The organism is Psychrobacter sp. APC 3281, from assembly GCF_030407815.1.
Taxonomy (GTDB): Bacteria; Pseudomonadota; Gammaproteobacteria; order Pseudomonadales; family Moraxellaceae; genus Psychrobacter.
Map to the genome: position 1 here is coordinate 247,471 of NZ_JASDCS010000006.1, position 25,684 is coordinate 273,154.

Sequence of the window (25,684 nt, forward strand, 5' to 3'; positions counted from 1 at the left end):
GTGAGTACTTAGCGCCAGTCAGTATTATAAAAGGTTCGTTCTATGATGTTATATGTGTGGTTTGTGATTGCAGGCGCGTTTGCGGGTGTCAGCGCGGGCTTGTTTGGCGTCGGCGGTGGCATGATTATCGTGCCTGCATTGGTCTGGATTTTTACCGCTTATGACTTTTCGCCAGAAGTAATCACCCATTTGGCCATCGGGACGTCACTGGCGACCATCGTTGTGACCTCAATCAGCTCACTGACTGCACATAACAAGCGCGGCGGCGTGCGCTGGGAAGTATGGCGCAAGATGGCGCTTGGATTGGTCATCGGTAGTTTGATTGGCGCTGGTATCGCGGATATGATTGATGGGCAAGCGCTACAGGCTATCATTGGTTTCGGTGCGCTATTGGTTGCGCTAAAAATGCTGTTCTTTTCGAATAAAGAACAAGTGGGCAAGCCGTTACCATCGGCCGGCATCCAGTTTGGTGCAGGTACTGGCATTGGTATGGCGTCCTCTATTTTTGGCATTGGCGGCGGCAGCTTGACCGTACCGTTCTTGAACTGGGCAGGGCTTCCGATGAAACAATCGGTCGGCACGTCAGCAGCATGCGGTCTACCAATTGCCTTGGCTGGAGCAGCAGGCTTTGCTTGGTTCGGTCAAGACGTGGTCAATCTACCTGAGGGCACAATAGGATTTGTCCATGTCATAGGATTCTTGTTTATTTCAGTTGCCAGCTTTGCGATGGCAAAAGTTGGCGCCAAGCTCGCCCATATTTTACCTGCGCTGATGCTTAAGCGCGCGTTTGGCGTATTGCTAATATTTGCTGGAGGACAGTTGTTATTAAGTGGATTAGGTGTTTTATAGCAATAATGAGTTTTTATAAAATTAGTATGCAAACCGTGAGACATTATTAGTATGAAAGCTGCAGAAAAATACCGCCGTGTTTTCGGCTCAATGAATCATCTAAAAGACCAGTTATCATGGACGACGGGTCTCTCTAATATGGTAGAGTTTTTGGCATGGGAGCCGCAGCGTATTTTAGGCATCACTAAAAAGCAATACGTACGCCAAATCATCGAGTGGGCGGCCCACCCAGAGTTAAAGGACAAAAATATAGAAGAGATTGAGCAATCAGTCATCAAAAAGCTCAATACAAAAATGAATGAAACTGAGCAGCTAGAGACGTATTCAACGCAAAAGATGGGTATCTGTAATGCGAGAGAAGCCGTGCGCCGCGTAACATTCTTTTCTGAAGACTATCTCAATAAAGAATTCGATATCTTTTTGAGTTTGTGCAGTGATGTTTATCTAAACTTATTTTATCAGCAATTTATTAGCTTTGAGCTGAGTGAATCATGGTCGACACATGGTAATAGCGGCATGTTTGAAAACAGTACAGAGCTAAAAGCAATGTACATGGACAACCTAGCCTATAACCATCAGGCAAATGTGCTGATAGCAAATGAGCTAAAACTCGCTGGCCGTAAAAACCCAGACCAAATCCTAAAGTACTGCTTGATGTATGAGCACTTATTAGAAAAAGGCTTTATCGATAAAGGGGCAAAGTTTTTGCTGTTGTTTATCGGTGGTGACGCGCTAAAGCAAAACAAGCAAACGCTCGTAGATCGGGAGCTGGCTCTGTGTCATAAACGGCCAAGGAAGTATCAGCATCTACTAAGACCAGAGCTGTTAGAAATAGTCGATCATTTAGCAGTGGCAAGTATCTCTTGGTCAGCCTTTATCGAGTTTAATAATCGCTATTTAGCAGAAAATAGCGTCTGCCAAGTGGAGCAAAAACTGCTACGAGGGTTCCATCAAAGCCTTGAATCAAAATCGTTTATGCAGTTAGCCGTTTAACCCTAAAAACCTACTACAATTTCAGGTAGAATAGCCGCCTGTTTTTGCTAAGTTTATTGACTCTTCATGCGTTTAAAATCTCTAAAGCTGGCAGGCTTCAAATCCTTTGCCAATCCAACAACCTTTACTTTTCGTCATGGTATCACCGCCATCGTCGGGCCGAACGGCTGTGGCAAATCCAACGTGATTGATGCCATCCGCTGGGTGCTGGGCGAAACCTCAGCCAAACAGTTACGCGGTGGGGCGATGAGTGATGTTATCTTTGCCGGTACGCAAGATAAGACAGCCAAAAGTGTCGCCAGTGTTGAACTGACATTTGAGCATACCCAAGATGAGCAGACTGGCATTCGCCACGAGTTTAACTTGTACCAAGAGCTATCGGTTCGCCGTCAGGTAAATAAGGATGGCCGCTCAGATTATTTTATCAATGGTACGCGTTGTCGTCGCCGCGATGTAGTCGATGTGTTTCTAGGTACCGGACTGGGTGCACGTAGCTATGCGGTGATTGAGCAAGGCATGATTGGTCGCATCGTTGAGTCTAGTCCCATGCAGCTGCGTGAGTTTATTGAAGAGGCGGCAGGTGTCTCGCGCTATCAGGCTCGCCGTGAAGAAACGCAGAAGAAGTTAGAGAAGACAAGGGACAATCTAGCGCGTCTGCACGATATGCAAAGCGAACTACTACGCCAACAAAAATCACTGTCTAAACAGGCGGCTAGTGCGCAGCGTTACGAAGAATTGGCGTTAACACTAGCTGATATCGAGCAGCAGCTTGCTATTCAGCAGCTTTATCAAGCCAAGCAAACGCATCAACAGCAGAAAGTAGCGCATGAACGTAGTGCTACTGAGGTGTCGACACTTCAAGCTGACTACGACATGCTCAAAGCTCAGCAAGACAAGCTCACTGCGCGTATTAACCAAGAGCAATGGCTCAAAGACGATGCCCAGAGCGCTCACTATCAGCAGCAGCTCGGCTATCAACAAGCGGAACATCAATTGAGCGATGCTAATTCACAGCTGGCTACTATCGAGCAGCAACTGTCTGGCTTGGCTCAGCAGCGTGCGCAATCACTCGCTGATATCGAACGGCTCAACGCTGAACAAGCTGAGCAGAATCAAGCGCTAGAATCGTTGCGTCCGCAGCTGACTGAGCTAACTGATAAACGCGATAACTATAAGCGCAATGAGCAGCCACTACAACGCGCGTGGCATGAAGCGCAAAACAATCTGTCACGCTTACAAGATAAAGCCCGTTCGCTTGAACAGCAGCAAGCTATTAACGCTCAAGCACAAAAACGCCATCAGCAAAGCCATGATAAATGGCAACGCCGCGAGCAAAACTGGCAAAACCTGTGGCAGCAATTACAGCAGTCTATAGCGCCATCTGCATCTGACAGTACTGATGTGAGTAAGACGGATAAGATGCAAGATCTTAGTCAGGTGCTAGGACAGCAAGTCACTGAGCTAAACACGCAGTTGCAGCAGATTGAGCGTCAACGCGAAGCCGTCGATGAACGATTATCCGAGATACAACCGCAAGCGAATAGCTTGCAACAGAAATTAAGCTCACAACAGAGTGAGTTGAGTGATTATGAAAAGCGTCATGCGCTGCTGGCAGGCGAATACGATACTCTGCATCAGATACTGCATCCGAAACCTACACAACAGCAATCAGCAAAGACCCAAACTACTGCGACGGATAATGCAGATAACGATGGCATACATCATCAGCCGTTAGCCATCGCGACGTTACGTGAGCAGATTGAGCTAAGTGCGAAAGGACAGGAGTATGCGTCGCTACTCGATAGTATCTTAGCATTATGGCTAGACAGCCATGTGCTGACATCTATTCCACAAGCTAACCAACAAGCGAATCAAATCAAGCAATCAGACGCTAATAATGCTAACAGCATTTCTCAACAAGCGAATAGCCTATGGCAAGTGCTTGAGCATGACGTTGCAGATTTACTGACTTATCAAACGGCACAAAATACACCTGCCAGTGCAAATGATAAAGCTCTAATAGAGACAGGTCATAGCCTATGGTTGCCCGCGGCGCAAAGTGCTATTAGTGACCAAGAGTTTGTCAGCGAATTGCCAGATAGTTTAATTGATAGAGTATTGCCGGTAACGCAGTTGATTACTCAGCCACTACTCTCGCTATGGCAGCAGTGCTATATATATACAGCGCAGCTTGAGACCAGTCAGCAGCATGAAATTGACACACTTACTAACGTACTAAGGTCATTACCGCCGTCCGCTATTTTACTTACCGAAGATGGTTGGCTGATCAGTCGTCATGGGACGATTAACTTAAGCAAATTTGCTGGGGCACAGGATGAGCAAAACGATAGCAATAGCCAATTCCTCACGCAGCGTCTGCAACAGCGTACGCGTCTACAAGCGTTAGAAGACTTGCTTGATGAGTTTGAAACCAAAATACAAGATCAGCAAAAATCTATTGCAAAAGACCAGCGCGATTATGATGCGTTGTTAGTTAGCTTGGAAGAAACGCGTGCGCAAGCTGAGCAGTTAACCCGTGATAAGCACAAATACCAGCAGCAGCTGACGACCGAGCGAGCCAACGCTGAGCGCTTGCAAGCGGATAGCCAACGGCTAAACGCTGATAAAGTAGCGCTTGAGCAGGAAAAGCAAGAACTGGCGCAAGAGCAACAAACCCTTGAGCAAGAACAACAGCACATTGAAAGCGAGATTGCTACGCTAACGCCGCAAATAGTAGAAGCACGAGCGACAACTCAGCAACTGCAAGCTGAGCGCAGCGAGCTAAACCGTGCGCGTCAAGCTGATGATGACGCATGGCAAGCATTGCAGCTGCGTATTCAGCAATACGAGATGCGTTTAGAACATAGTGTTAGTAGTCTAGCTCGTACGACTGAGCAACATGATAAGTCGTTAGAGAATGAGCAAAGTCTACAGACGCGTCACGAGCAGCAGCAGACTAAATTGCCAGAGCTACAAGCAGCTTTGCAGTCTGCACAGGTAACGCGCGATGAGCAGCAAGTGCTATTGAACGAGCGCGATACTGCGCTAATGGCATTAAAACAAACGTACGGTGAGCAACAGACAGCATTTGATACGTTGCAAAATACATTACAAACGCAGCAAAGCGAGCTTGCCCGTCATGCTACTGAGTTGGCATTAAGCGCTGCACGGTTAGAGGATGCTAGCACACACACGCAGAGCGCTTTAGATGCTTATTATCGTGTAAGTCATAAATATAAAGTGCAAGCAGAGCAACCGCAACAAAGCATGAGCGTCTCAAACTTGCTAGCAGATTTCATCGCTCATGATCGCCGCGTCCGTCCAGACAAAATCGCTGAGCTTGAATCTGAGCGAGCCAAGTTGACCCAGCAGTTGAGCAAGATTGGGCCAGTCAATTTAGCAGCGGTCGCAGAATTGGCCGAGGTAAACGAACGCCTAGAGCCACTCGCACAGCAAACGGCAGATATCGCGGCCAGTATGCAGACATTGACCGAAGCGATTGCCTCTATTGATGAGACGACCAAGACGCTATTTATGCAGACGCTTGATGCGGTCAATAATGAGCTGGCCAGTTTATTTGCCAAAGTCTTTGGCGGTGGACAGGCTAGTCTGACGTTGAACACTGACGAGATGCCAGCCAATACGCCAAAGTCAGAGCAGTGGCGAGCAGGGCTTACCTTGATGGCGCAGCCCAAGGGCAAACGTAATAGTCGCTTAGCGGTATTATCGGGCGGTGAAAAAACCCTTACAGCGCTGAGTTTGATTTTTGCGATATTTAAGCAGAATCCTGCACCGTTCTGTGTGCTTGACGAGGTCGATGCACCGCTTGATGATGCAAACGTTGCGCGCTTTACCAGTCTCATCCATGAGCTAGCAGATGATTTACAGTTTATCTTTATCAGCCATAATAAATTAACGATGCAAATTGCTGATGAGCTAAAAGGTATTACCATGCCAAGTGCGGGCATTTCTACACTCGTCAGTGTGTCGCTCGATGAAGCCGCACGCTACGTAGAGAGCTAAGCGTGAAATAGTCGATACTAAAAGTGCTATGAGAATCAGCGCGATGCAAATATAATCAATCAATTGGCATAAATGCAAATAAGCTTGACCTCAGTCCAGCATACTGGTTATAAAGTACACAATGTGGTGACGATATAGGTCAGCCATGCTAGAATATTGCCATTTATGCTCGTTTGTGTATTCCCTTTTGTTATATATACTAGGATGTATTTATCATGACCGTTATTCAGTTTATATTGATTGCCATTGCCGCGTTTATCGTGCTCGCAGGGCTGTTTATGGTCATTCGTAGCTTTAAGCGCCGCGGTGCTACCGAAGCTGCTGCGGTCAATTATGATAAAAATGGTATTCCGATCATACCGCGTCACGAGCGCAATATCGTCGATCAGCCAGATCTTGATGATACGGTCGCAGGCGAGACGAGCATCGGTCCAGATCGTAGCTACTTGGATGCCGTCGTTGAAGAAGAGCCATTGACGCAAACGCATACCAACGTTGATGCTCAACTAACGGCTGAGCGTGGCCATGTAGCAGCTGACGATCATGACGTCATCGATGAAGCGGACTACGCGCGCTGGCAAGAAGAGCAGCGCCGTGCCAATAGTGCTGAGTTTGTAGAAGTCGCAGATCAGATGCATATCGAGCAAGAGCCTGATGCGTTCTCTAGCCTAATGTCAGCGACCGATAGCCTGATGCCAACCATTGATACGGCAGAAGAGCCAAGCTTCGATGACAACAGCCCGATACTGGATCAACATCTATCAGAGTCAGGTGATGACGCGCAAAACGGTCCATTGATCAATGCCAAAGACAATATCAATATCACCATCTTGCCGCACCAATATCGTGACCGTCCAGCGGCGATTATCCGTGGCCGTGACCTATTAGCGTTGATTGATAAATATGGCCTACGTTATGGCGCGATGAATATGTTCCATCGCTACGAGCAAAAAGACGGTACGGGTATGCTGTGGTTTAGCATGATGGGCATCACCGATAGCGGTATTGCGCCGTTTGATCCGCATAGTGTCGCGACCAACACTTATAATGGTGTCGTCGTATTCTTGTCACTGCCGCATCCACAAGCCGTACGCAGCTTTGATAGTATGATGAGCATTGCTTACATGATGGCAAGCGACCTTGACGCGATTATGCTGGATGAAGAGAACGAACCAATCACGCCTGAATACAAGCAACAGCTACGTAACCAAGTCCGTGATTATGAGGGCTAGCAGTGTAAAGGCTAAAAGCTGATTAATAGCAGAAATCATAAAAAGGGCAAATAGCGATTAACGTTATTTGCCTTTTTTAATGGGCTATAGTTTCCGCAAAGTGCTAATCATAGTAGACTGAGCAAGCCTGACATAGTATTTGATTTATATAGGATTGACTATACCGAGCTTCCTACAAACTTGTTATCATATCGACATCTTGAATTGCGAAAAAGACGCCGACTATGACTGACTCTACCTCATCAAATAATTCTAAAAACCTATCTGCTCAAGTAGAAAACCAAGCACCTGCGACATCTAATGTACCTAGTTTGACCGACAGTAGTATCAATAATAGTGCAGAGATTGTCTCAAAAATGCGTGCGCTTATTGAAGCGATTAAGACGCATAACTATGCCTATTATGTGCTCGATAATCCAATATTAGAAGACAGCGAATACGACCAATTACGTCGCTCGTTGCTTGAGATCGAAGAAGAATATCCAGATTTGGTGCAGCCTGATAGCCCAATTAATCAAGTCGGCGATATGCCGCTATCAGCCTTTACCCAAGTCACGCATGATATTCCGATGCTATCGCTAGGCAATGTATTTGAATATGATGATTTGCGCGATTTTATGCGCCGCGTCAATGATCGCCTAAGTGACTCGCAGCAAAACCCTGAATATGAGATGGAGCTAAAGCTCGATGGGCTGGCGGTCTCACTGAAGTATGAGCACGGAAAATTTGTCCAAGCGGTTACGCGCGGTGATGGGCAGACAGGCGAGGATATTACTCAAAATGCCAAAACCATTCGTAATTTGCCACTATGGATAGCTGATGCTGCTGATATTGAGTTGCTAGAAGTACGTGGTGAAGTGTTGATGCCCAAGGCAGGCTTTGAGCGTCTTAATCGATTGGCAGAAGAGAATGAGGGCAAAACCTTTGCTAATCCGCGCAATGCCGCTGCTGGTAGCTTACGTCAGTTAGATCCAGCCATTGCTGCTAGTCGTCCACTGGCGTTCTATGGCTATTCGGTCAATCAGGGTTTGCCAGATACTATCGACACCCAATCAGGAGCGTTGGCATGGCTTACCGAGCTTGGATTTACAGTCAGCGCCGTAGAAGTAGTCGCAAATCCACGCGCCGCGCAGACCTATTATGAGTCAGTGATAGAAGGGCGTAGCGATCTGCCGTTTGAAATCGATGGCATGGTGATTAAGGTAAACAGCCTTGCGTTACAGCAGCAACTTGGCTACCTATCACGCGAGCCACGCTGGGCAACTGCCTATAAATTCCCTGCCGAAACCGTCATGACACGTCTAAACGATATCGAATGGCAAGTCGGCCGTACGGGTCAAATCACACCAGTCGGTAAGCTTGAGCCTGTCAAAGTCGGCGGTGTCACCGTCAGCAATGTCACCTTGCATAACTTTGGTGAGATTCAGCGTTTAGATGTGCGCGCAGGCGATATGGTCAGTGTCCATCGGGCGGGCGATGTCATCCCAAAAGTCACTCGTGTCTGGCACGATCAGCGCCCAGCCGATAGCGAGCCAGTCACGCTACCTTCGACTTGCCCTGTCTGCGACTCTCCCGTCGTGCTGCCAGAAGATGAAGCATTGGCGCGCTGTACGGGCGGATTGTTTTGCCCAGCGCAGCAGCAAGAAGCGCTTATTCACTTTGTCTCACGTCGTGCGATGGATATCGATGGGCTTGGTGCGAGTTGGCTGATTAGCTTCTTTGAGCATGGTCTGGTCAAAACCGTCGCTGATATCTATCGGTTGCACAACCATGTGGATGAGATGGTCACCTTTGAGAAACTGGGTGAAAAATCGGTACAAAATATCATCAACGCTATCGAAGCCAGCAAGCATACGACATTGGCTCGCTTTATCTATGCACTCGGCATCCGCGGTGTCGGCGAAGGCACAGCACAGAACTTTGCACAGCAATTTGGTGATTTAGATAGTTTAATGTCGGCCAGTATCGAGACCTTGATAAAAACGCCAGATGTCGGAGAAATTACCGCCGAGCTGACCTATAAATTCTTCCGTGCACCGCACAATATCGAAGTGATTAATTCGTTGCTTGAAGCTGGTGTATATTGGGATAAGGTCGAGCAAGTCGCATCAGACGAGCTACCACTCGATGGGCAAACGTGGGTCATCACGGGAGCGCTCGATAGCATGGCGCGTGATGAAGCCAAAGCCAAACTACAAGCGCTGGGTGCAAAAGTCTCGGGCAGCATCTCGGCAAAAACCACTGCGCTACTGGCAGGGGATAAGGCTGGCTCTAAACTGATCAAAGCTGAAAAATTGGGCGTTAAAGTGGTAGGTGAGGAAGAGTTTTTGACGATGATTGGGGCGTAGATTATGAATATTGATGACATGGAAGGTTTGGACGAAGAAGCTCGGAAAGAAATTGAAGAGTTTCAGAAAGTGACACGTGAAGAAGATGGAGATCAAGATTATGCAAAATCTCAATATAGCATTGGAAAGATTTGTGCCACTAAAAATTTCCTGTTGGAAGCAAAAAAGGCTTGGGCAAATATACAAAAAAATGATGATCCTGAAATTTATAACAAGGCTTTATACAGTCAGGGTTTAGCGTCTGCAATGTTGGAAGATAGAACACAGGCTATATTTTTTTGGAATAAAGTGAAACGTAAGTGGGGTAAAGAAACGTTCGTAGATTCAAAGTTTAACTTAGGAACAGTCTATGCTCAAATGGAAAATTATGATGAAGCTTTAAAGGCTTGGGATAAGATAAAAAAGACTGATGATTTTAAAACCTATATTGATTTACAGATTCATATAGGTGTTGCTTATTATAAAAAAGGCGATGTAGATAGAGCTATTAGTATACTCGAAAGCGTTGATTTAAAAGATGGTTTGGAAGTATATGCAGAGGCACAGTTACGTTTAGGGATTATATGTTACAAATTAAATTTAATTGAAAAATCAATACGATATTTCTCTAGAGTCAAACGAGAGTATTCTCCTGTGGTTTTTAGTTCAGCAGCTTTTCATCTGGGTCTGACAATTCTTGAAAAAAGACAGGAGGTAGATAGCGCTTTGAATGCTTGGCATTCGATAATACGTGAAGACGATTCTACATTTTATGCAGAAGCACAGTTTAATATAGGAATCGTACACCTCGAACTAGGAAAAAAAGAAGATGCATTGAATATACTAGGAAATATAAGGATTGAAGATAATGAAGAAGCATATAGTAAGGCTCAACTACATATAGCTGACTTATATGCTAGTCAAAATGATACTGATACAGCAATTAAATTCTGGAAAAATATAAAATTACAATATTCTTATGAACATTATTTAACTGCTAAACGTAATATCGGAATGTGCTATTTTAAAAAAGGTGAAATTAATAAAGCAGTTAGCATATGGAAAGAACTTAGTGGAAGCGTTAAGTTCGGTGAGTATTCATTTAAGATAGACTGCTTTAGAAAAATTAACGATTTATTTAAATTGGATATAAATTCAGAAATAGGCAATGGCTTTCTTATATCTTTTATGCTAGTTCTAGATATCTATTCAAAATATCTCGATAGTATTACAAAAGCCCCTGAACGTAAGTTTGCGCACTATACTAGTACCTATGTAACTGATTTACTTTTGAAACATGATTATAAAGATCACAGTTGCAAGTTAGGAAGTAAATTTCGATTAAATACTATCAATAATGTTAATGACCCAAGTGAAGGATTAGTGCTTTCCAACTATTTAACTCAAGGTAATATAAATACTCTGAAATTTGAAAAGAATAACCAAGTATTCGTAAGTTGCTTTACTTTCAATCATGATAGTCTCAACCAGTTTCGATTATATGGTAAAGAAAATAACAAAGAAGCATCAGGTGTTAGTTTAATTTTTAAAAATAGTTATTTTCGAACTGACTACTATAATGAAGTCAGCAACTTTGAATTGCCTCGAAGGTTGAATGATTCTCTCGAAGTTAAGAATAATAGTAAAGATAATTCTTTTCTTTCAAAACAAATTTTATTGCGCTGTGTATATCTTGAGCCTAATAGTGGTTATATTAGATTAGCTCAAAGAGATAAGCTAACGTTTTATCGTGAATTCAGCGATAAGCAAGATGCTCAACAGCGTTGGGAAACTTATCAGAAAGAAATAGATTCTAAAACTGATAAGGTTCAAAGCTTGCTTACTGATTTAAAAAATAGCTATTTAGGTATTACTAATGCTAAAAATCAGACTCTTGAAGAAAACCCTAAGCTAGGTAAGGATTTAGAGGTTCTTCGAGATGAAATTTTACTGCCTCTAAAATATCTAATCAAAAATTCTGCATTTCAAGAAGAGCAAGAATGCAGAATGATGTATATAACTACAATCGATAATTCGAAAGTTCAGATGGTATATGGACAAGCTTTATATATAGAATATGAAACGGATATTAAAGATAATCTTGATAAAATCTATATTGCACCAGCAGCTACCCAGTATCAGCCTTATTTAGCAAAGTTACTTTGCGATACTGATGTTAAAATCGAACTCTCTAACAATCCTTACCGCCAAACTTCGTAATAAAATAGTAGCGTGTGTCACATAAATCAAAACACACGCTATTAACTATTAACTTCTACTCCGCCATCTCTCCATGTGTCTTCACATCACCTTTCTTACCATCTGGCTGAATCACGATAGGTAATACCAATCCTTTGGCAAAGTCATCAGACAGCACATAATCATAGCGACTGGCAGCGACATCGGGCGTGGTATGAATGATAAGCGTCATCTCATTGCCATCGGTTAGCTCGTGTGAGACATAGGTTTCGCTGAGTTGGTCTAATGCTTTCGATAGCGCTTCGTTACTTGCCATGCTCACCGTCAGATTATGCTGAGCGGTTGCAGCGTCCACTTTGAAGTAATCTGCATAGTCTCGGACGTTTTGACTATCGATCGCAAACGGATATTTATAATTGGTAGGGTCAGCAGGCTTTGCACCGCTATCTACCAGTGACCAGTCGATGGTATCGGCTGTCGATGCAGATGGATCTGCTGCTGTCTCCGCAGTTTGCTCAGTGGCATCGACAGAATCGGTAGCGTTATCGCAGCCTGTCAGCGCCCACATGCTTGCCGTTGCAATTACCATCATACTTATCAGACGCTTTGCCATCGAGTTACCCTTTTGATTGTTGGTCATGATTGATTCGCTCTATCTGCTATTTTGACAGCTTTCTTTGTGCTTCTCTAGCGAAATACATCAGATGGTAAGTTTTGATATAGCCTAATTCTCTATAAAAGAATGACAGCGTCATCCTCGCTAAGCATACTAATGTATAACTTACACTCGGTTTCCTTGTATCAAAATTATATTAAACTGACTATACAACTATCTATCTGATACTATTTTTTATAGCCATCTTTATACACATATCAAACGACCACGCATAAAAAAGCAGCCACTATATAATGACTGCTTTTTGTCTATTACGATATGAGCGTATCTCTAACTGATTAGATTTGGCAGTTTACTTGGTATTCTTTACCATCAGCCCATTTCATCGCAAAGATACCTTTGTCGCCTTTCATGTGCCATGCATAGACGACCTCTGGGTTTGAGTCGTTTACGTAGCTTGCGACTTCGCCTTTCACTTTACCGTTTAGGATGATTGGCTGCTCGGCCCATTTTACTTTTGGTAGGGTAGCGTTGAGCATCACTTGTTCTTTATTGATAGATTGCTTTGCCATGATTTTGCTGTCATCGGTGCAGGTGTATGGTGCTGGTGCCATACGATCATAGGCGGCGGTTACTTTTTCTGGAACTGGCGTATCAGTTGCATCTGAGGTAGTTGGTGCGGTAGTCGCACAAGCGCTCAATAGGGCAAGGACTGGTAGAGTGGTTACAATTTTAGTTATCATTTTCATAGTGCTCTCCAAAGCTTTTCGCTGTTGTCATTTACTTGTTCTTAATGATGCGTTTAACATATGAGGGTTATAGTAGCGAAAACGAACCATTTCAATGTTAGAAATTGTTCGTTGCCTGTTAGCTTCGTTACCCAACCGCTGTCTAATGTAACTTGTAATCTGAGACAGGGTGAAAAGTAAGCAGGATTAATTATGAAATCTGCGTCTATAAACTCGGTGCATAAAAAAGCGCCTATCACCGAGTGGCTGATAGACGCTTTTTTGTTTTACTTAACATGCTCTAGATTGAGCGTGTACTTTTATATTATAAACACTACTTGGTTTTACGTGGTGGCAGACCAGTATGCTGAGTCTGGAAATTGCCTTTGCTAACTTTCTTCTTACTGTTTTTACCTGCTGCACCTTTAGCTGACGCACTGTTGTTTGACGAGCCATTACTGCGCTTCACTGAGTCATTGCCAACACGGCTATTCTTTTTGCGCGCTGACTGATAAGTATCTTGCGCGGCATCACGCCCTTCTAAACTGGCGTTAAATGGTGGAATCAAACAACCCCGGTTTTTACCAATCAAGTCACTACGACCCATGTCTTGTAAGGCTTTACGTAATAATACCCAGTTTTTTGGATCATGATAGCGTAAGAATGCTTTATGCAATTTGCGCTGCTTGCCAGACTTGACGATATCCATGTCACCTTCATCACGACTGACTTTATGTAGCGGATCTTTGTGCGTGTGATACATGGTAGTCGCGGTCGCCATTGGGCTTGGATAAAACGCCTGTACTTGGTCAGCGCGGTAGCCATTACTTTTGAGCCAAAGGGCAAGGTTCATCATATCTTCATCCTTGGTACCCGGATGGGCGGCGATGAAGTAAGGAATCAGATATTGCTCTTTGCCCGCTTCCTGGCTGAACTGCTCAAACATGGCTTTGAATTGATCATAGCTGCCCATGCCAGGTTTCATCATCTTCGATAGCACGCCTTCTTCAGAGTGCTCAGGCGCAATCTTAAGGTAACCACCGACGTGATGACTGACCAATTCTTTGACATATTCAGGATCTTTCACTGCCAAATCATAACGTAAGCCTGAAGCAATCAGGATTTTTTTCACGCCTTTGATATCACGTGCTTTACGATATAGCTTAGTCAAATTACTATGATCGGTAATCAAATTTTCACAGACGTCAGGATAGACACAAGACGGCTTACGGCAGTTCTTTTCAATTGTCTCATCTTTACAGCTGAGGCGGTACATATTGGCTGTTGGGCCACCAAGGTCAGATATCACACCAGTAAAGTTCGGTGCGGTATCACGAATTGCTTCTACTTCGCGCAAGATTGAATCTTCTGAACGGCTCTGGATAATACGGCCTTCGTGCTCAGTGATCGAGCAGAAGGTACAACCGCCAAAACAGCCGCGCATGATATTGACCGAAAATTTAATCATGTCATAAGCAGGGATACGCGCATCGCCATAGCTTGGATGCGGCAGGCGTGCGTACGGCAAGTCAAACACATAATCCATCTCCTCTGTTGAGAGTGGGACTGGTGGTGGATTGAGCCAAACGTCGATAGAAGTATGCGAGTTACCAGCACCGCTACTATGACGCTGCACAAGCGCACGGGCGTTACCTGGATTGGTCTCTAAATGCAGGATACGACTTGCATGAGCATAAAGCACAGGGTCAGATTTGACATGCTCGTAATCAGGCAGACGAATAACAGTTTTTTCACGTGGTGGCATTTTTAGCTTATGCTTACGTGCGGTCATTGGCTTATCAAAGCCGCGCATTTGTACCACTTGCGTCTCTTCATCGACTTGTTCAGCGTTGATGACTTTATTGGCAACTGGTTCTGCAACAAAGCCCTGATATTGCGATGACATAGATGAAGGCATGGCTTGGCCAACAGGCGAGTCCGATGGTTTGTTCTGCTCAATTGAACAGCTATCAACGTCTTCGGTCATTACATAAGGGTTGATGATTGGATCGACACGGCCAACGGTATCGACATCGTTACTCGCGACCTCGGTCATATCTTCTTGCCAATGGCGACGGGTCGGGGTCAATAAGTAAGCCGTACCACGCAGTTTGCTCATCTGCTCAAAGCTATAGCCTTTAGACAGACCATGTACCACGTCGACGATCGCACGCTCAGCATTACCATACAGTAAGACATCAGCACGCGCATCCAACAAGATACTACGGCGGACTTTGTCTGACCAGTAATCATAATGGGCGATACGGCGCAGACTGCCCTCGATACCGCCTAAAATAATAGGCACATCAGGATAGGCTTCACGGCAGCGCTGGCTATAGACGATAGCGGCGCGGTCAGGGCGTTTGTTTGCCACGTTGCCTGGAGAGTAAGCGTCATCGCTGCGGATTTTACGATCTGCCGTGTAGCGGTTGATCATGCTATCCATGTTGCCCGCGGTCACGCCATAAGCATAGACAGGTTTGCCCAGTTCCATAAAGGCGTCTTTGCTCTTCCAATCTGGCTGAGCAATGATACCAACACGGAAGCCTTGAGATTCTAATAGGCGACCAATAATCGCCATACCAAAGCTTGGATGATCGACATAAGCATCACCTGAGATGATGATGACGTCACAAGCATCCCAGCCCAGATCATCCATCTCTTTGCGGCTCATCGGCAGATAAGGCGCTGGCTCGTAGCAGCTCGCCCAGTGTTTGTCATAATCATAAAGTGGCTTGGTGCCTTGTTTAAAGGCAGTGCGGGCGATGGTATCGGCAGACATGGGCGGACCTGTTAATTAGAAAAATGGCACTAAAAATACAGCCCTTATTACCCAATGATAATAAAGGCGAATTTAAAAGCGCTCATTTTAACATGAATCGCCTTCACTATGCGACCTATTCTATTAGGGACGATTGCCGATAAGTTATTGATAGCGTGAGATAAACTGCTCATGCAAAGTAAGCTATCCGCACAGCAAAATAATGGCAAAAACAGTCTAGACAGAACAGTCACATTATTAGTTCAATCAAACTTACTTCCAACAATCATTCTCTACCCTAGTTCAATTTATAGCTACATTCTCGCAAACGTAGTAGTCAAAATACCGACTTGGCTGCTACTGGTCATTTGTTTTCTTATATTTATGACTTCCTTCAATTTCTAATAAGAGGTTTTGGCACAGGTTTTGCTCCACCCTTGTTAGGGCTTATTTGTGTGCATTGATGAGTAAAAATAGTGCACCGATAAAATTTGAACGGATAGATAAGTGTTTGGAGATAAAATGAGAACATCATCTGTTGGACTGGACACGATAAAGACATTATTAAAACTATTACAACCATCAAAACTATTGCTAAGTAATAGGCTGGTGCTAAGTACAGTATTGTTTGCAATGATGGGTAGCGCCCAAGCCGCTGGGACCGACACATTGACAGTAGCACAGCTGCTCGAATATCAAAATATCGCTTGGATAATCTGGGGCGGGGTATTGGTGTTCTTTATGCAGGCAGGTTTTGCTCTACTTGAGAGCGGATCAGTACGAGCGAAAAACGCGTTAAACGTGATGATGAAAAACTATACCGATATGTGCATCGGTGGTCTGGCGTTCTACTTAGTTGGTTTTGGGCTGATGATGGGTACTAATAATTCAGGCTTTGTCGGTACGGATCATTTTATGCCAGTCGCGTTGTCCAATATGGACTGGGCGTTGATGTTCTTTCAGATGATGTTTGCAGCGACAGCGGTGACGATTGCAAGCGGTGCGATGGCAGAGCGCGTTTCCTTTATCGGCTATGCGGTGGCGGCCTGTTTGATTTGTTTGTTTATTTATCCCGTGTTTGCCAGTTGGGTATGGGGCGGTTATTTCGGCGGTACAGGCTGGCTAGCTGAGCTTGGCTTTATTGATTTTGCTGGGTCTACTGTTGTGCATTCTATCGGTGGCTGGTTGGCATTGGCAGGTATTTTGGTTATTGGCCCAAGGCTAGGCCGCTTTGCACCTGATGGTACCCCAAGACTCATCGCAGGGCATAACATGACGTTGCTGGCGTTAGGCGGATTTATCCTATGGTTTGGCTGGTTCGGCTTCAATGCTGGGTCGACGTTATCTATCACTGGCAATATTGGTTTAATCGCAGTCAATACTTTTGTCGCTGCAGTGAGTGCGGTGGTGAGCTATATGTTGATCTCCCGATCGCTCAACAAAGCCATTTTGCTGAGCGATAGTGTCAATGCCAGTTTGATTGGTCTGGTATCGATTACTGCAGGCTGTGCGACCACAACGCCTGTATTTGCCATTATTATCGGTGCGGTCGCTTCAGTGGTGTATATCTTATCATCGCAAGCGCTATTAAAATTCAAAGTAGACGATGTGGTCTCGGCAGTGGCAGTACATGGTTTTGGCGGGGCATGGGGTACGCTCGCCGCAGGATTGTTTTATACAGGAGATTTGTTTAACTTATCGCGGCTAGGCGTGCAAGCGCTGGGCGTCGGTGTAGCGTTAGGCTGGGGACTGGGATTGGGGCTAGTGATGTATAAGCTGATTGATCTAAGCTTCGGGTTAAAAGCAAGCCGCTTACATGAGCAGCGCGGCCTTGATTATACCGAGCATGCAGAGCTTGGTTACCCTGAATTTCAGAAGCAAATGTTTGATTCCAAGAGTTTAACCGAGCGGCATTTATAGGAGAGAGCTGATGAATATTGATACTCAATCCGTAGACCAAGCTGTGACTGCGATGGCAGAAGTACTTGCCGACTATCTACATCCTGAAGAGGTGCGACTGCTTAAATCACAGTGGCAGCGTTACTCGACGGTCTCCGTAAAAATGATGCAACAGTGCGTCTTGGATGCGACAAGGCGCTATCCTGAGCTGCAAGCTTATAAGTCTGATATTAGGAAAGGCTTTTGGGCTACGTTGCAAGCGGACAGTCAGCAAACAGTTGAGGCTAATAGTCATAATGGTCATAATGAAACAGTTAAAGTGCCAGTCCCTGTCTCTGAGTTGGTTCTGGCGTTTTATACCGTCATAGAAGCGCTGCGCAGTCAGCTATCAGAAACAGAAAGTCGCAACCTATTTCTGACCATGCACCAAACTGTTTCGCAAGAACGCACCTTCAAAGGGCATAGTCTTAACATTAGTCAATTTTTAGAAGGCAATCGGCCGTCTGTACCTGATAATGAGCACCTGTTAAATAATTTGATGCAGTTGGCTTATGTATGCTTATGTGATGTTGCAGGCCCTGTCGAAGCAGATGAGATGATGTTTCGAGCGGCAGAGAAAGCAAAACAAAACTACCCGAAAACATTGGTCGAAAAGTTATTCTGAAATGTTGAGTAGGCACGTTACGGTTGGGTGCGGAATACTTTCCGATAACGTGCCTTATATAAAGGGGCTTTTATAACGTAGCTTTTATAACGTAGCTTTCAAGATGTAGCTTTCATGGCGTACCTTGAAACTTGATACTAGTCGATGAGCGGTCTAATAGTATTTAGCTATCTAGTCCAATAGCTGAAGTGGGAAAGTAACCACGTCAAAGGCGAGGGCAAAGGGTAGCAGTACTAGCTTTTGTGCGCCATTTGGACCGCTACGAGTGAAGACATCCTGCTGAGTTTGTGTATAAAAACTCACCGTATATGGTTTAGTCAGTGCGCGATAGTTTGACTGAATTAACCCCAAGTTACTAACTTGCGGATAGATAGCGCCTTTGACAGGAACGCTAAAACAAAAACGCTGAGCATTGATACGTTGATCGCTCGCGGAGGTACACTCTTGACCGTTATTTTGCAAAAAGAACTGATAGTCTGAGCGCCCAAACTCATCTTTTAATTTGGCATAAGACAATTTCATCTCACCTTGGAAGTACCCATCATTATTGGGTACATGAAAGCTCATGTCGTTATCCACTTGAATATTTTTTTGCGTGAGGTTACTCAGTAAGTTCACCATCTCTGTCCCACCTTGGGTAAGGACGTAGCTGTTTTTTTCTCCTACGATAACCATTGACGCGTTTGGCATTTTTGGTAACGCCTGCGCAGGACGACCAAAAGCAACAATTTGATCTTCAGACAGTATTTGCTTCGTTGTGTTCGTAGTGACATGCCCGCTATTGTCTAACAATGAGCTAGTCGCACAGCCTGAGCTGGCTAGTACCGTAGCAAACAAAGCGCCTGCTATCACCTTTTTTGGATTTAATGGTTTTAGGTCTAACAGTTTTAGTGACGCTTTCATATTCTTGTTAGCAGCATTTGTGTGGTCAGTCATGATTAGGCTTCCTTGTCTAATAAATGGGCTTACGAAACTAACTATCGAGTTTTTATTTCTTCTCGGATGTCTAGTGAATATCGTACAGGGTTTAGAGGTAACTTAGCTACTCATCATCCATTGTCATATGATCTGTAAGTTTAGCTGAGATGGATTAATTATAATTAATCTAGGGTGATTTTAGTTCCACTCTTAGTGAAGTTCATCACAAACTGGCTTTTGAAGTTGCGCACATTATTTTCGTAAGTCAGTAAGCTGCGAGTGAACTGATGATAGTCGCTCATATTCTTTGCATTGACCATCAGCATAAAATCAAAATCGCCTGATACTTCATAGCAGCTCATGATACGTGATTGCGCATCCATCAAGCGCTCAAACCGATGCTGCATTGAAGTGTTAGAGCGCTCCATTTCTATCATCACTACGGCTGTCAGGCCATAGCCCACTTTGTCAGGATTGACGATGGCCACTTGTTTGGTAATCACATCACTATCTATCAGCGCCTGTATGCGCCGCTGCGCCGTCGCGATAGATACATGCACTTGCTCTGCGACAGTTTTAAGCGGTAATGTCGCATCATCTTGCAGCAAGTTCAAAATGGCTTTATCAATATTATCTAAAGTATGGCTCATATCAGGACATCCTTAATAGTAGAGTCTTCTATCTGTTTTTATAAATATTATCACTAAAAATACTAATATAAGAAAATAATCATTTATACGACAACTATTTGATATTTTTATTCATAAAGACATTTATATAGAGATAATATATCAAAGCACCCTAGTAAAATAGACCATACCAATCAGAGCTGCTTTAAAAAAAAATCTAGCAATTGGTTTTCTATCATCTATTAATAGCTACGGTGCTTATCATGTCTATCTCACTGCTCTCCAATGTATTCGCTAATACGCTAGCAACGACTGCTGCACGTTTGCCACTACCTGCGATTTGGACGACAGGTAGCGCACAACAACGCACATTAATACTAGGGGTGTCTTTTGCCATATTATCCAATGTTCTATTTGGCGTACTCTATGCGTATAGCAGTTTTTTGTCGCCATTATCAGGGACGCAAGTTTTTATCTGGCGCATGCTCGCGATGTGGGCAGCGTTGGTCGGATACCTGATGGTAAGTGGACGTCTGGGATTGCACATTGATAAATTGAAAGTGATAAAAGGCGCTAAGCAGTGGGCTTGGCTGCTATTACCTACACCGATATTTCTCAGCCAGTTTTGGTTATTTATGTGGGCGCCAGTGAATGGGCAAGGTGTGCAAACCGCAATGGGGTACTTCTTATTCCCATTAATGATGGTGGTGTTTGGTTGTGTCCTCTTTGGCGAAAAACTCAGCCGTTTGCAATGGTTGGCAGTGGCCTTTGCTGCATTGAGCGTAGGTAGCGAAGTTATCCGTACGCAAAGTGTCTCTTGGGCGACGCTATGGGTATGCGGTACGTATCCTATTTACTACATTTTACGCCGACTGCAGGGAATTGGCGCAGTAACTGGATTATTGGTTGATTTAACGATATTTTCGCCTTTTGCTCTTGCTTACTTGTTCTTCTTTGCCCCAAGCAGTTTGGCATTGGTTAGCGGCTCTGGTTTCTTTATCATGATGCTAGTAGGTTTAGGTGTGCTCAGTGTCTTGGCGATGAAGACCAATATTGATGCCAGTCAAATGCTACCAGTCAATGTCTATGGCATGATGAGCTATTTGGAGCCTGCGTTGCTATTTATCTTGGCAGTGACCGTACTAGGTAACCCATTTGAGTCAGCGATGATCTATAGCTATGGTCTGATTTGGCTAGGTATTGGGTGTTTGATTGCACATGGTGTTAGACAATTGCGTCAGGCTAGTAGAAAGACAGCAGCATCTCTAGAAGAGCAAATGGCATAGAAAGCCACTGGCTAGATGCTATAAAGATGGCTATTTTGCAAAGTCTATTTTTACCAACTAGCGTTTAAAATAGTTATTGATAAAATGTTGTAAACAACAAAAAAGGACGGCTCAGTAAATATTGAGCCGTCCTTTTTTATATAGATTAAATAGTGCTTAATCTAAATGCTGTTTGAAACCGCGCTGCTTATCACGTTCCCAGTCACGATCTTTTAGTGTTTTACGCTTATCATGTTGCTTTTTACCCAAGGCTAGGCCAATTTGGCATTTCACCAGTGAGTTTTTCCAGTAACAAGACAACGGTACACAAGCGTAGCCTTTCTGGTTGATTGCCCCAGATAGTTTTTCGATCTCACGACGGTTCAGCAGCAGTTTACGGGTACGAATACTGTCTGGACTAACGTGCGTTGAGCTCGATAGCAATGGCTGAATGTGCGCCCCAAACAAGAAGGCTTCGTTATTACGGAATATGACGTACGCTTCAGTAATCGTCATTTTTCCTGCACGAATGGCTTTTACTTCCCAACCTTGTAATGCCAGTCCTGCCTCAAAGGTTTCTTCGATAAAATACTCATGACGCGCCTTTTTATTGGCGCAAATCTGATTATCTGGCTTTTTTGATTTTTTTGACATAATTTCTCCATAAGGATGACCTAAGACACAGGCTCCTTATTTAATCAGTCCCACTAATTCCTCATCCTAATCCAATAACTAGTCTTGTTTTTTATTTCGATTATGAGATGGATGAGTCGAACTGCCTATTGTATCAAAGCCTCTGATGAAAAGGTAAATCAGCTGTTAGGACAAATGTAGCAGATAAGTATTAAGTTTGAGCAAAATTTGCTAGCATATGGCCTAATATCACCGATTATATCAGTCATGCTATGAGCCACTCTATTTCTCCCAATTCCTCAAAGCTACATACCAAAATTCTATACCCTGGTACCTTTGATCCTATTACCAACGGTCATGTAGATTTGGTCACACGCGCCGTCAAGCTATTTGATGAGGTCGTTATCGCGGTTGCCTCAGGCCATCATAAAAAACCCTTGTTTAATTTTGAAGAACGCGTTGCTTTGGTCGAAACCGTATTTGCTGATTTACCGCAAGTATCTGTCATTGGTTTTGAAGGGCTGCTTGTTGATTTTATGCGTGAAAAAAACGCCACGGCAGTTTTGCGTGGCTTGCGTGCAATGTCAGATTTTGAGTACGAGTTTCAGCTAGCCAATATGAATCGTGAGCTTGATGAAAACTTTGAGGCGGTATTTTTGACCCCATCTCAAAATTACTCATTTATCTCATCTACCATGATTCGCGAAATTGCCAAGCTTGGCGGTGACGTCAATAAATTCGTTCCACCCTGTGTTTTGCAAGCATTCGACAAAAAGCTAAATATTAAATAAAAGATGCTGTATCAAAGATATGCTGCTAGCACTTGCTAAAACAGTAAGGAGCAGCCATATATGACTGATATAAGCAAAAATATAAGGAACAGTTCATGGCACTATTAATCACTGATGAGTGCATCAACTGTGATGTGTGCGAGCCTGCTTGCCCTAATGAAGCCATCTCAGAAGGGGATGATATCTATGTCATCGACCCTGATCTATGTACAGAATGTGTCGGACATTTTGACGAGCCGCAATGCGTTGTGATTTGTCCAGTTGACTGTATTCCTCATGATCCCAATCACGTCGAGACTGAAAGCGACCTGCTATCTAAATACAAACGTATTACGGGTCAATAAAGTATCTATAAGCGATTGATGACGTTTGGATTTACAACGTTTTAGGGACAACACGATGACCATGGAAACAATAACCACGCAAGCAACAACCACGCAATCTATCCAAGTCACAAACGACTTTGATCAGCAACATCTTTGGCACCCTTATGCTAGCCTGCCCCCCACTTATTCTAATATCGTAATCGATCGAGCTGAAGGTATTTATATCATCACCGAAGATGGCACGCGCCTGATCGATGGTATGTCATCATGGTGGGCGAGCGTTCATGGTTATAACCATCCAAAACTAAATGACGCACTGACTAAACAGTTGGGTAAAATGGCGCATGTCATGTTTGGTGGATTGACTCATCAACCAGCGATAGATTTGGGTAAAAAACTGCTCGACATTGTACCTACGGGACTTGATGCAATTTTTTATGCGGACAGTGGCAGTATCGCGGTAGAAGTGGCACTAAAAATGGCGCTGCAATATCAAGTAGCGTCCAAGCGTCCAATTAAGCAGCAGTTTGCATCAACCCATTCAGGGTATTACGGAGATACATGGCATGCGATGAGTGTCTGTGATCCTGTTAATGGAATGCATAGCTTATATGGCAAGCAATTACCGATGCAGCATTTCGTCCCTGCGCCGCCACTTGGCTTTGATCGCGCCTTGACAGTAGATGAGCGTGAATCGTTGGCTCAGTTTTTTGTAAAGTATGGCGAGCAGCTGGCGGGGTTTATCATTGAGCCGATTATTCAGGGCGCAGGCGGGATGCGTTTTTATAGTCCTGAATATCTACAATTGCTGCGTCAACTGTGCGATGAGCATGATGTACTATTGATTGCGGATGAAATCGCCACTGGGTTTGGTCGTAGTGGTAAATTATTTGCGTGTGAACATGCAGCTATTAGCCCTGATATCATGACCATTGGCAAGGCGCTAACGGGTGGCTATATGACTTTTGCCGCCACGCTATGTACCCGCAAAATTGCCGATACCATTCATAATAGTGACTATCCAGCGCTGATGCATGGCCCAACTTTTATGGGCAATCCACTGGCCTGTGCAGTTGCATGCGCATCGATTGATTTGATTATGTCTTATGATATCGAAGCGCGTACCGCAAATATGCAACGCATTATGGCGCAACAACTAGCGCCTGCTGAGTTATTAGACGGTGTTGCCGAGGTGCGTTGTTTGGGGGCAGTTGCTGTGATTGAGTTAGATGACGCCGTTGATATGCCCATTTTTCAGTCTTTATTGATTGATAACGGTATCTGGGTCAGACCCTTTGGTAAGTTGGTGTATATTATGCCACCTTACGTAATTACTGATGATGAACTGACCACCTTATGCCAAGCGCTCCTAAAAGTAGTGCGTACGTATTTAGAAGACCGAGGTCAATCATGAGTGTTCTATTTGTTTCTGGTATCGATACCGATATCGGTAAAACTTATGCTACTGGGCTGCTTGCTAAAGCCCTTATGCAGCAAGGCTTAAATGTCATCACTCAAAAGCTAGTACAAACGGGCGTATCGATAAATCCAGATAATGGTGAGATGAATATCGCTGATGATATTATTACGCATCGTCAATTAATGGACATACCTCTGCAGCCATGTGACCTCGATTTTACGACTTGTGCTCATCGTTATAAGAAGCCTGCGTCTCCTCATCTGGCTACTAAGTTATCAGGAGAGATACTTGATCCTGATATGATTACTAACGCTACCAAGCGACTGCAATCTGAGTATGAGCTGGTACTACTAGAAGGTGCAGGTGGCTTACTTGTGCCGATTACAGAGAATCTACTGATATTAGACTATATTGCTGAGCAAGGTTATCCTATCGTCTTGGTCACCTCTGGTCGATTGGGCAGCATCAATCATACTTTGCTGAGTTTAGAAGCCATAAAATCGCGCGGATTAATGGTACATAGCATAATTTATAATCATATTCATGATGATGCTGAACAAACGGATACTGAGATCGCAAATAGCACTATTGAGTTTCTAAGAAAATATTTAGACAATCATTATCCCAAATCGCATTGGCTACAGATACCATATCTAAAAGATAATGTGATCGGTAATATTGAAACACTCCCAGAAAATTTTGTTTAGCTTATTTATGTTGTCCACAAAAATAAATCCAAAAGACATTCGCAGGCAGTCATAAGTTTGCTATACTAGCGCGCTTGGTAGACTAGGCGATCGCCGCTGCACACTGGCAACAGATGAGCAGGGGAGGAAAGTCCGGGCTACATAGGGCAGCGTGCCAGCTAACGGCTGGGCAGGGTAACTTGACGACCAGTGCAGCAGAGAGTAGACCGCCTTTAGTATCTTAGGGTATTATCGGTAAGGGTGAAAGGGTGCGGTAAGAGCGCACCGCGTGAATGGCAACATCTCACGGCATGGTAAACTCCACGCGTAGCAAGACCAAATAGGCATCGGCATGGCGCGGCCCGCGTTCGATGCGGGTAGGTTGCTTGAGCGTATTAGCGATGATACGCCTAGAGGAATGATCGTCCACGACAGAACCCGGCTTATCGGTTTACCAAACCTTTTTTATCGTTTGTTGTAGTAATAGTTGCAATTAATCTGAATTAAATCCGTTTTTTTGCAAAAAATGCTTATTAGGGGTTGACGGCAGTCAACAGCTTGGGCATAATGTGCAGCCTAAAACGGCGATGTAGCTCAGCTGGTTAGAGCGCATGACTCATAATCGTGAGGTCAAGAGTTCAAGTCTCTTCATCGCCACCATATATAGCAGTACGAAAAAAACCAATCTATCGAGATTGGTTTTTTTTTGGCTAGGATAAATAATC

At 44.2% G+C, this 25,684-nt stretch carries 19 protein-coding genes, 1 tRNA gene and 1 other RNA gene; 15 read left to right on the forward strand and 6 right to left on the reverse strand.

The window, feature by feature from the left end:
• Positions 1–45: 45 nt before the first annotated feature.
• From QL886_RS06555 to QL886_RS06580, 6 genes are all read left to right on the forward strand, one after another.
• On the forward strand, positions 46–849 hold the full coding sequence (locus QL886_RS06555; RefSeq protein ID WP_290178135.1) for a sulfite exporter TauE/SafE family protein: 804 nt from the start codon (positions 46–48) through the stop codon (positions 847–849).
• Between the two features lie 51 nt (positions 850–900).
• On the forward strand, positions 901–1,842 hold the full coding sequence (locus QL886_RS06560; protein ID WP_290178074.1) for a hypothetical protein: 942 nt from the start codon (positions 901–903) through the stop codon (positions 1,840–1,842).
• A 66-nt stretch (positions 1,843–1,908) separates the two neighbouring features.
• The gene (locus QL886_RS06565; protein ID WP_290178076.1) at positions 1,909–5,865 is read left to right on the forward strand and encodes an AAA family ATPase; all 3,957 of its coding nucleotides are present in this window, start codon (positions 1,909–1,911) and stop codon (positions 5,863–5,865) included.
• Positions 5,866–6,080: 215 nt separating this feature from the next.
• The gene (locus tag QL886_RS06570) at positions 6,081–7,097 is read left to right on the forward strand and encodes a cell division protein ZipA C-terminal FtsZ-binding domain-containing protein (protein WP_290178077.1); all 1,017 of its coding nucleotides are present in this window, start codon (positions 6,081–6,083) and stop codon (positions 7,095–7,097) included.
• Positions 7,098–7,453: 356 nt separating this feature from the next.
• Positions 7,454–9,445, forward strand: coding sequence for an NAD-dependent DNA ligase LigA (gene ligA, locus QL886_RS06575; RefSeq protein ID WP_290178136.1), 1,992 nt, complete (start codon positions 7,454–7,456; stop codon positions 9,443–9,445).
• Between the two features lie 3 nt (positions 9,446–9,448).
• A complete protein-coding gene (locus QL886_RS06580) occupies positions 9,449–11,644 on the forward strand; it encodes a DUF2971 domain-containing protein (RefSeq protein ID WP_290178078.1) in 2,196 nt (731 codons plus the stop codon).
• A gap of 55 nt (positions 11,645–11,699) precedes the next feature.
• On the opposite strand, the gene QL886_RS06585 is transcribed toward QL886_RS06580, so the two are convergent.
• From QL886_RS06585 to QL886_RS06595, 3 genes are all read right to left on the reverse strand, one after another.
• A complete protein-coding gene (locus QL886_RS06585) occupies positions 11,700–12,263 on the reverse strand; it encodes a hypothetical protein (RefSeq protein WP_290178079.1) in 564 nt (187 codons plus the stop codon).
• 314 nt (positions 12,264–12,577) lie between these two features.
• Positions 12,578–12,988: a hypothetical protein gene (locus tag QL886_RS06590; RefSeq protein ID WP_290178080.1), complete on the reverse strand. Its 411-nt coding sequence runs from the start codon at positions 12,986–12,988 to the stop codon at positions 12,578–12,580.
• A 313-nt stretch (positions 12,989–13,301) separates the two neighbouring features.
• On the reverse strand, positions 13,302–15,749 hold the full coding sequence (locus QL886_RS06595) for a YgiQ family radical SAM protein (RefSeq protein WP_290178081.1): 2,448 nt from the start codon (positions 15,747–15,749) through the stop codon (positions 13,302–13,304).
• Between the two features lie 501 nt (positions 15,750–16,250).
• Here QL886_RS06595 and QL886_RS06600 point away from each other — a divergent pair.
• Complete coding sequence (locus tag QL886_RS06600; protein WP_290178082.1) at positions 16,251–17,648, forward strand: ammonium transporter; 1,398 nt, start codon at positions 16,251–16,253, stop codon at positions 17,646–17,648.
• 10 nt (positions 17,649–17,658) lie between these two features.
• Positions 17,659–18,291 (forward strand): hypothetical protein, encoded by a 633-nt coding sequence (locus QL886_RS06605; protein ID WP_290178083.1) that lies wholly within the window; start codon positions 17,659–17,661, stop codon positions 18,289–18,291.
• 171 nt (positions 18,292–18,462) lie between these two features.
• Here QL886_RS06605 and QL886_RS06610 read toward each other — a convergent pair whose 3' ends face one another.
• Both QL886_RS06610 and QL886_RS06615 read right to left on the reverse strand, forming a co-directional pair.
• Positions 18,463–19,227, reverse strand: coding sequence for a hypothetical protein (locus QL886_RS06610; protein ID WP_290178085.1), 765 nt, complete (start codon positions 19,225–19,227; stop codon positions 18,463–18,465).
• Between the two features lie 164 nt (positions 19,228–19,391).
• Positions 19,392–19,859 (reverse strand): Lrp/AsnC family transcriptional regulator, encoded by a 468-nt coding sequence (locus QL886_RS06615; protein ID WP_114701186.1) that lies wholly within the window; start codon positions 19,857–19,859, stop codon positions 19,392–19,394.
• Between the two features lie 242 nt (positions 19,860–20,101).
• Between QL886_RS06615 and QL886_RS06620 the strand changes: the two genes are divergently transcribed.
• Positions 20,102–21,124, forward strand: a complete 1,023-nt coding sequence (locus QL886_RS06620; protein WP_290178086.1) for an EamA family transporter RarD — start codon at positions 20,102–20,104, stop codon at positions 21,122–21,124.
• A 156-nt stretch (positions 21,125–21,280) separates the two neighbouring features.
• Here the strand turns inward: QL886_RS06620 and smpB are convergent, their stop codons facing one another.
• Positions 21,281–21,757: an SsrA-binding protein SmpB gene (smpB, locus tag QL886_RS06625; protein WP_057758370.1), complete on the reverse strand. Its 477-nt coding sequence runs from the start codon at positions 21,755–21,757 to the stop codon at positions 21,281–21,283.
• Between the two features lie 251 nt (positions 21,758–22,008).
• On the opposite strand from smpB, the gene coaD reads away from it, so the two are divergent.
• The 6 genes from coaD to QL886_RS06655 all read left to right on the forward strand — a co-directional run bounded on the left by coaD (position 22,009) and on the right by QL886_RS06655 (position 25,619).
• Complete coding sequence (coaD, locus tag QL886_RS06630) at positions 22,009–22,527, forward strand: pantetheine-phosphate adenylyltransferase (protein ID WP_102078894.1); 519 nt, start codon at positions 22,009–22,011, stop codon at positions 22,525–22,527.
• Positions 22,528–22,622: 95 nt separating this feature from the next.
• Positions 22,623–22,871, forward strand: a complete 249-nt coding sequence (locus QL886_RS06635) for a YfhL family 4Fe-4S dicluster ferredoxin (protein ID WP_021814308.1) — start codon at positions 22,623–22,625, stop codon at positions 22,869–22,871.
• A 55-nt stretch (positions 22,872–22,926) separates the two neighbouring features.
• A complete protein-coding gene (bioA, locus tag QL886_RS06640; RefSeq protein WP_290178087.1) occupies positions 22,927–24,267 on the forward strand; it encodes an adenosylmethionine--8-amino-7-oxononanoate transaminase in 1,341 nt (446 codons plus the stop codon).
• Positions 24,264–24,980: a dethiobiotin synthase gene (bioD, locus tag QL886_RS06645; RefSeq protein WP_356625861.1), complete on the forward strand. Its 717-nt coding sequence runs from the start codon at positions 24,264–24,266 to the stop codon at positions 24,978–24,980. The genes bioA and bioD overlap by 4 nt, the downstream gene beginning before the upstream one ends.
• 74 nt (positions 24,981–25,054) lie before the next feature.
• Positions 25,055–25,421: RNase P RNA component class A (gene rnpB / locus QL886_RS06650), an RNA gene on the forward strand.
• 121 nt (positions 25,422–25,542) lie between these two features.
• Positions 25,543–25,619 (forward strand) — tRNA-Met (locus tag QL886_RS06655).
• The last annotated feature ends 65 nt before the right edge of the window (positions 25,620–25,684 follow it).

Bases quoted from the DNA above. Each gene is read 5' to 3' on its own strand.
- QL886_RS06555 (WP_290178135.1), top strand. From the start codon at position 46: ATGTTATATGTGTGGTTTGTGATTGCAGGCGCGTTTGCGGGTGTCAGC.
- QL886_RS06560 (WP_290178074.1), top strand. From the start codon at position 901: ATGAAAGCTGCAGAAAAATACCGCCGTGTTTTCGGCTCAATGAATCAT.
- QL886_RS06565 (WP_290178076.1), top strand. From the start codon at position 1,909: ATGCGTTTAAAATCTCTAAAGCTGGCAGGCTTCAAATCCTTTGCCAAT.
- QL886_RS06570 (WP_290178077.1), top strand. From the start codon at position 6,081: ATGACCGTTATTCAGTTTATATTGATTGCCATTGCCGCGTTTATCGTG.
- ligA (WP_290178136.1), top strand. From the start codon at position 7,454: ATGCGTGCGCTTATTGAAGCGATTAAGACGCATAACTATGCCTATTAT.
- QL886_RS06580 (WP_290178078.1), top strand. From the start codon at position 9,449: ATGAATATTGATGACATGGAAGGTTTGGACGAAGAAGCTCGGAAAGAA.
- QL886_RS06585 (WP_290178079.1), bottom strand. From the start codon at position 12,263: ATGACCAACAATCAAAAGGGTAACTCGATGGCAAAGCGTCTGATAAGT.
- QL886_RS06590 (WP_290178080.1), bottom strand. From the start codon at position 12,988: ATGAAAATGATAACTAAAATTGTAACCACTCTACCAGTCCTTGCCCTA.
- QL886_RS06595 (WP_290178081.1), bottom strand. From the start codon at position 15,749: ATGTCTGCCGATACCATCGCCCGCACTGCCTTTAAACAAGGCACCAAG.
- QL886_RS06600 (WP_290178082.1), top strand. From the start codon at position 16,251: ATGAGAACATCATCTGTTGGACTGGACACGATAAAGACATTATTAAAA.
- QL886_RS06605 (WP_290178083.1), top strand. From the start codon at position 17,659: ATGAATATTGATACTCAATCCGTAGACCAAGCTGTGACTGCGATGGCA.
- QL886_RS06610 (WP_290178085.1), bottom strand. From the start codon at position 19,227: ATGACTGACCACACAAATGCTGCTAACAAGAATATGAAAGCGTCACTA.
- QL886_RS06615 (WP_114701186.1), bottom strand. From the start codon at position 19,859: ATGAGCCATACTTTAGATAATATTGATAAAGCCATTTTGAACTTGCTG.
- QL886_RS06620 (WP_290178086.1), top strand. From the start codon at position 20,102: ATGTCTATCTCACTGCTCTCCAATGTATTCGCTAATACGCTAGCAACG.
- smpB (WP_057758370.1), bottom strand. From the start codon at position 21,757: ATGTCAAAAAAATCAAAAAAGCCAGATAATCAGATTTGCGCCAATAAA.
- coaD (WP_102078894.1), top strand. From the start codon at position 22,009: ATGAGCCACTCTATTTCTCCCAATTCCTCAAAGCTACATACCAAAATT.
- QL886_RS06635 (WP_021814308.1), top strand. From the start codon at position 22,623: ATGGCACTATTAATCACTGATGAGTGCATCAACTGTGATGTGTGCGAG.
- bioA (WP_290178087.1), top strand. From the start codon at position 22,927: ATGACCATGGAAACAATAACCACGCAAGCAACAACCACGCAATCTATC.
- bioD (WP_356625861.1), top strand. From the start codon at position 24,264: ATGAGTGTTCTATTTGTTTCTGGTATCGATACCGATATCGGTAAAACT.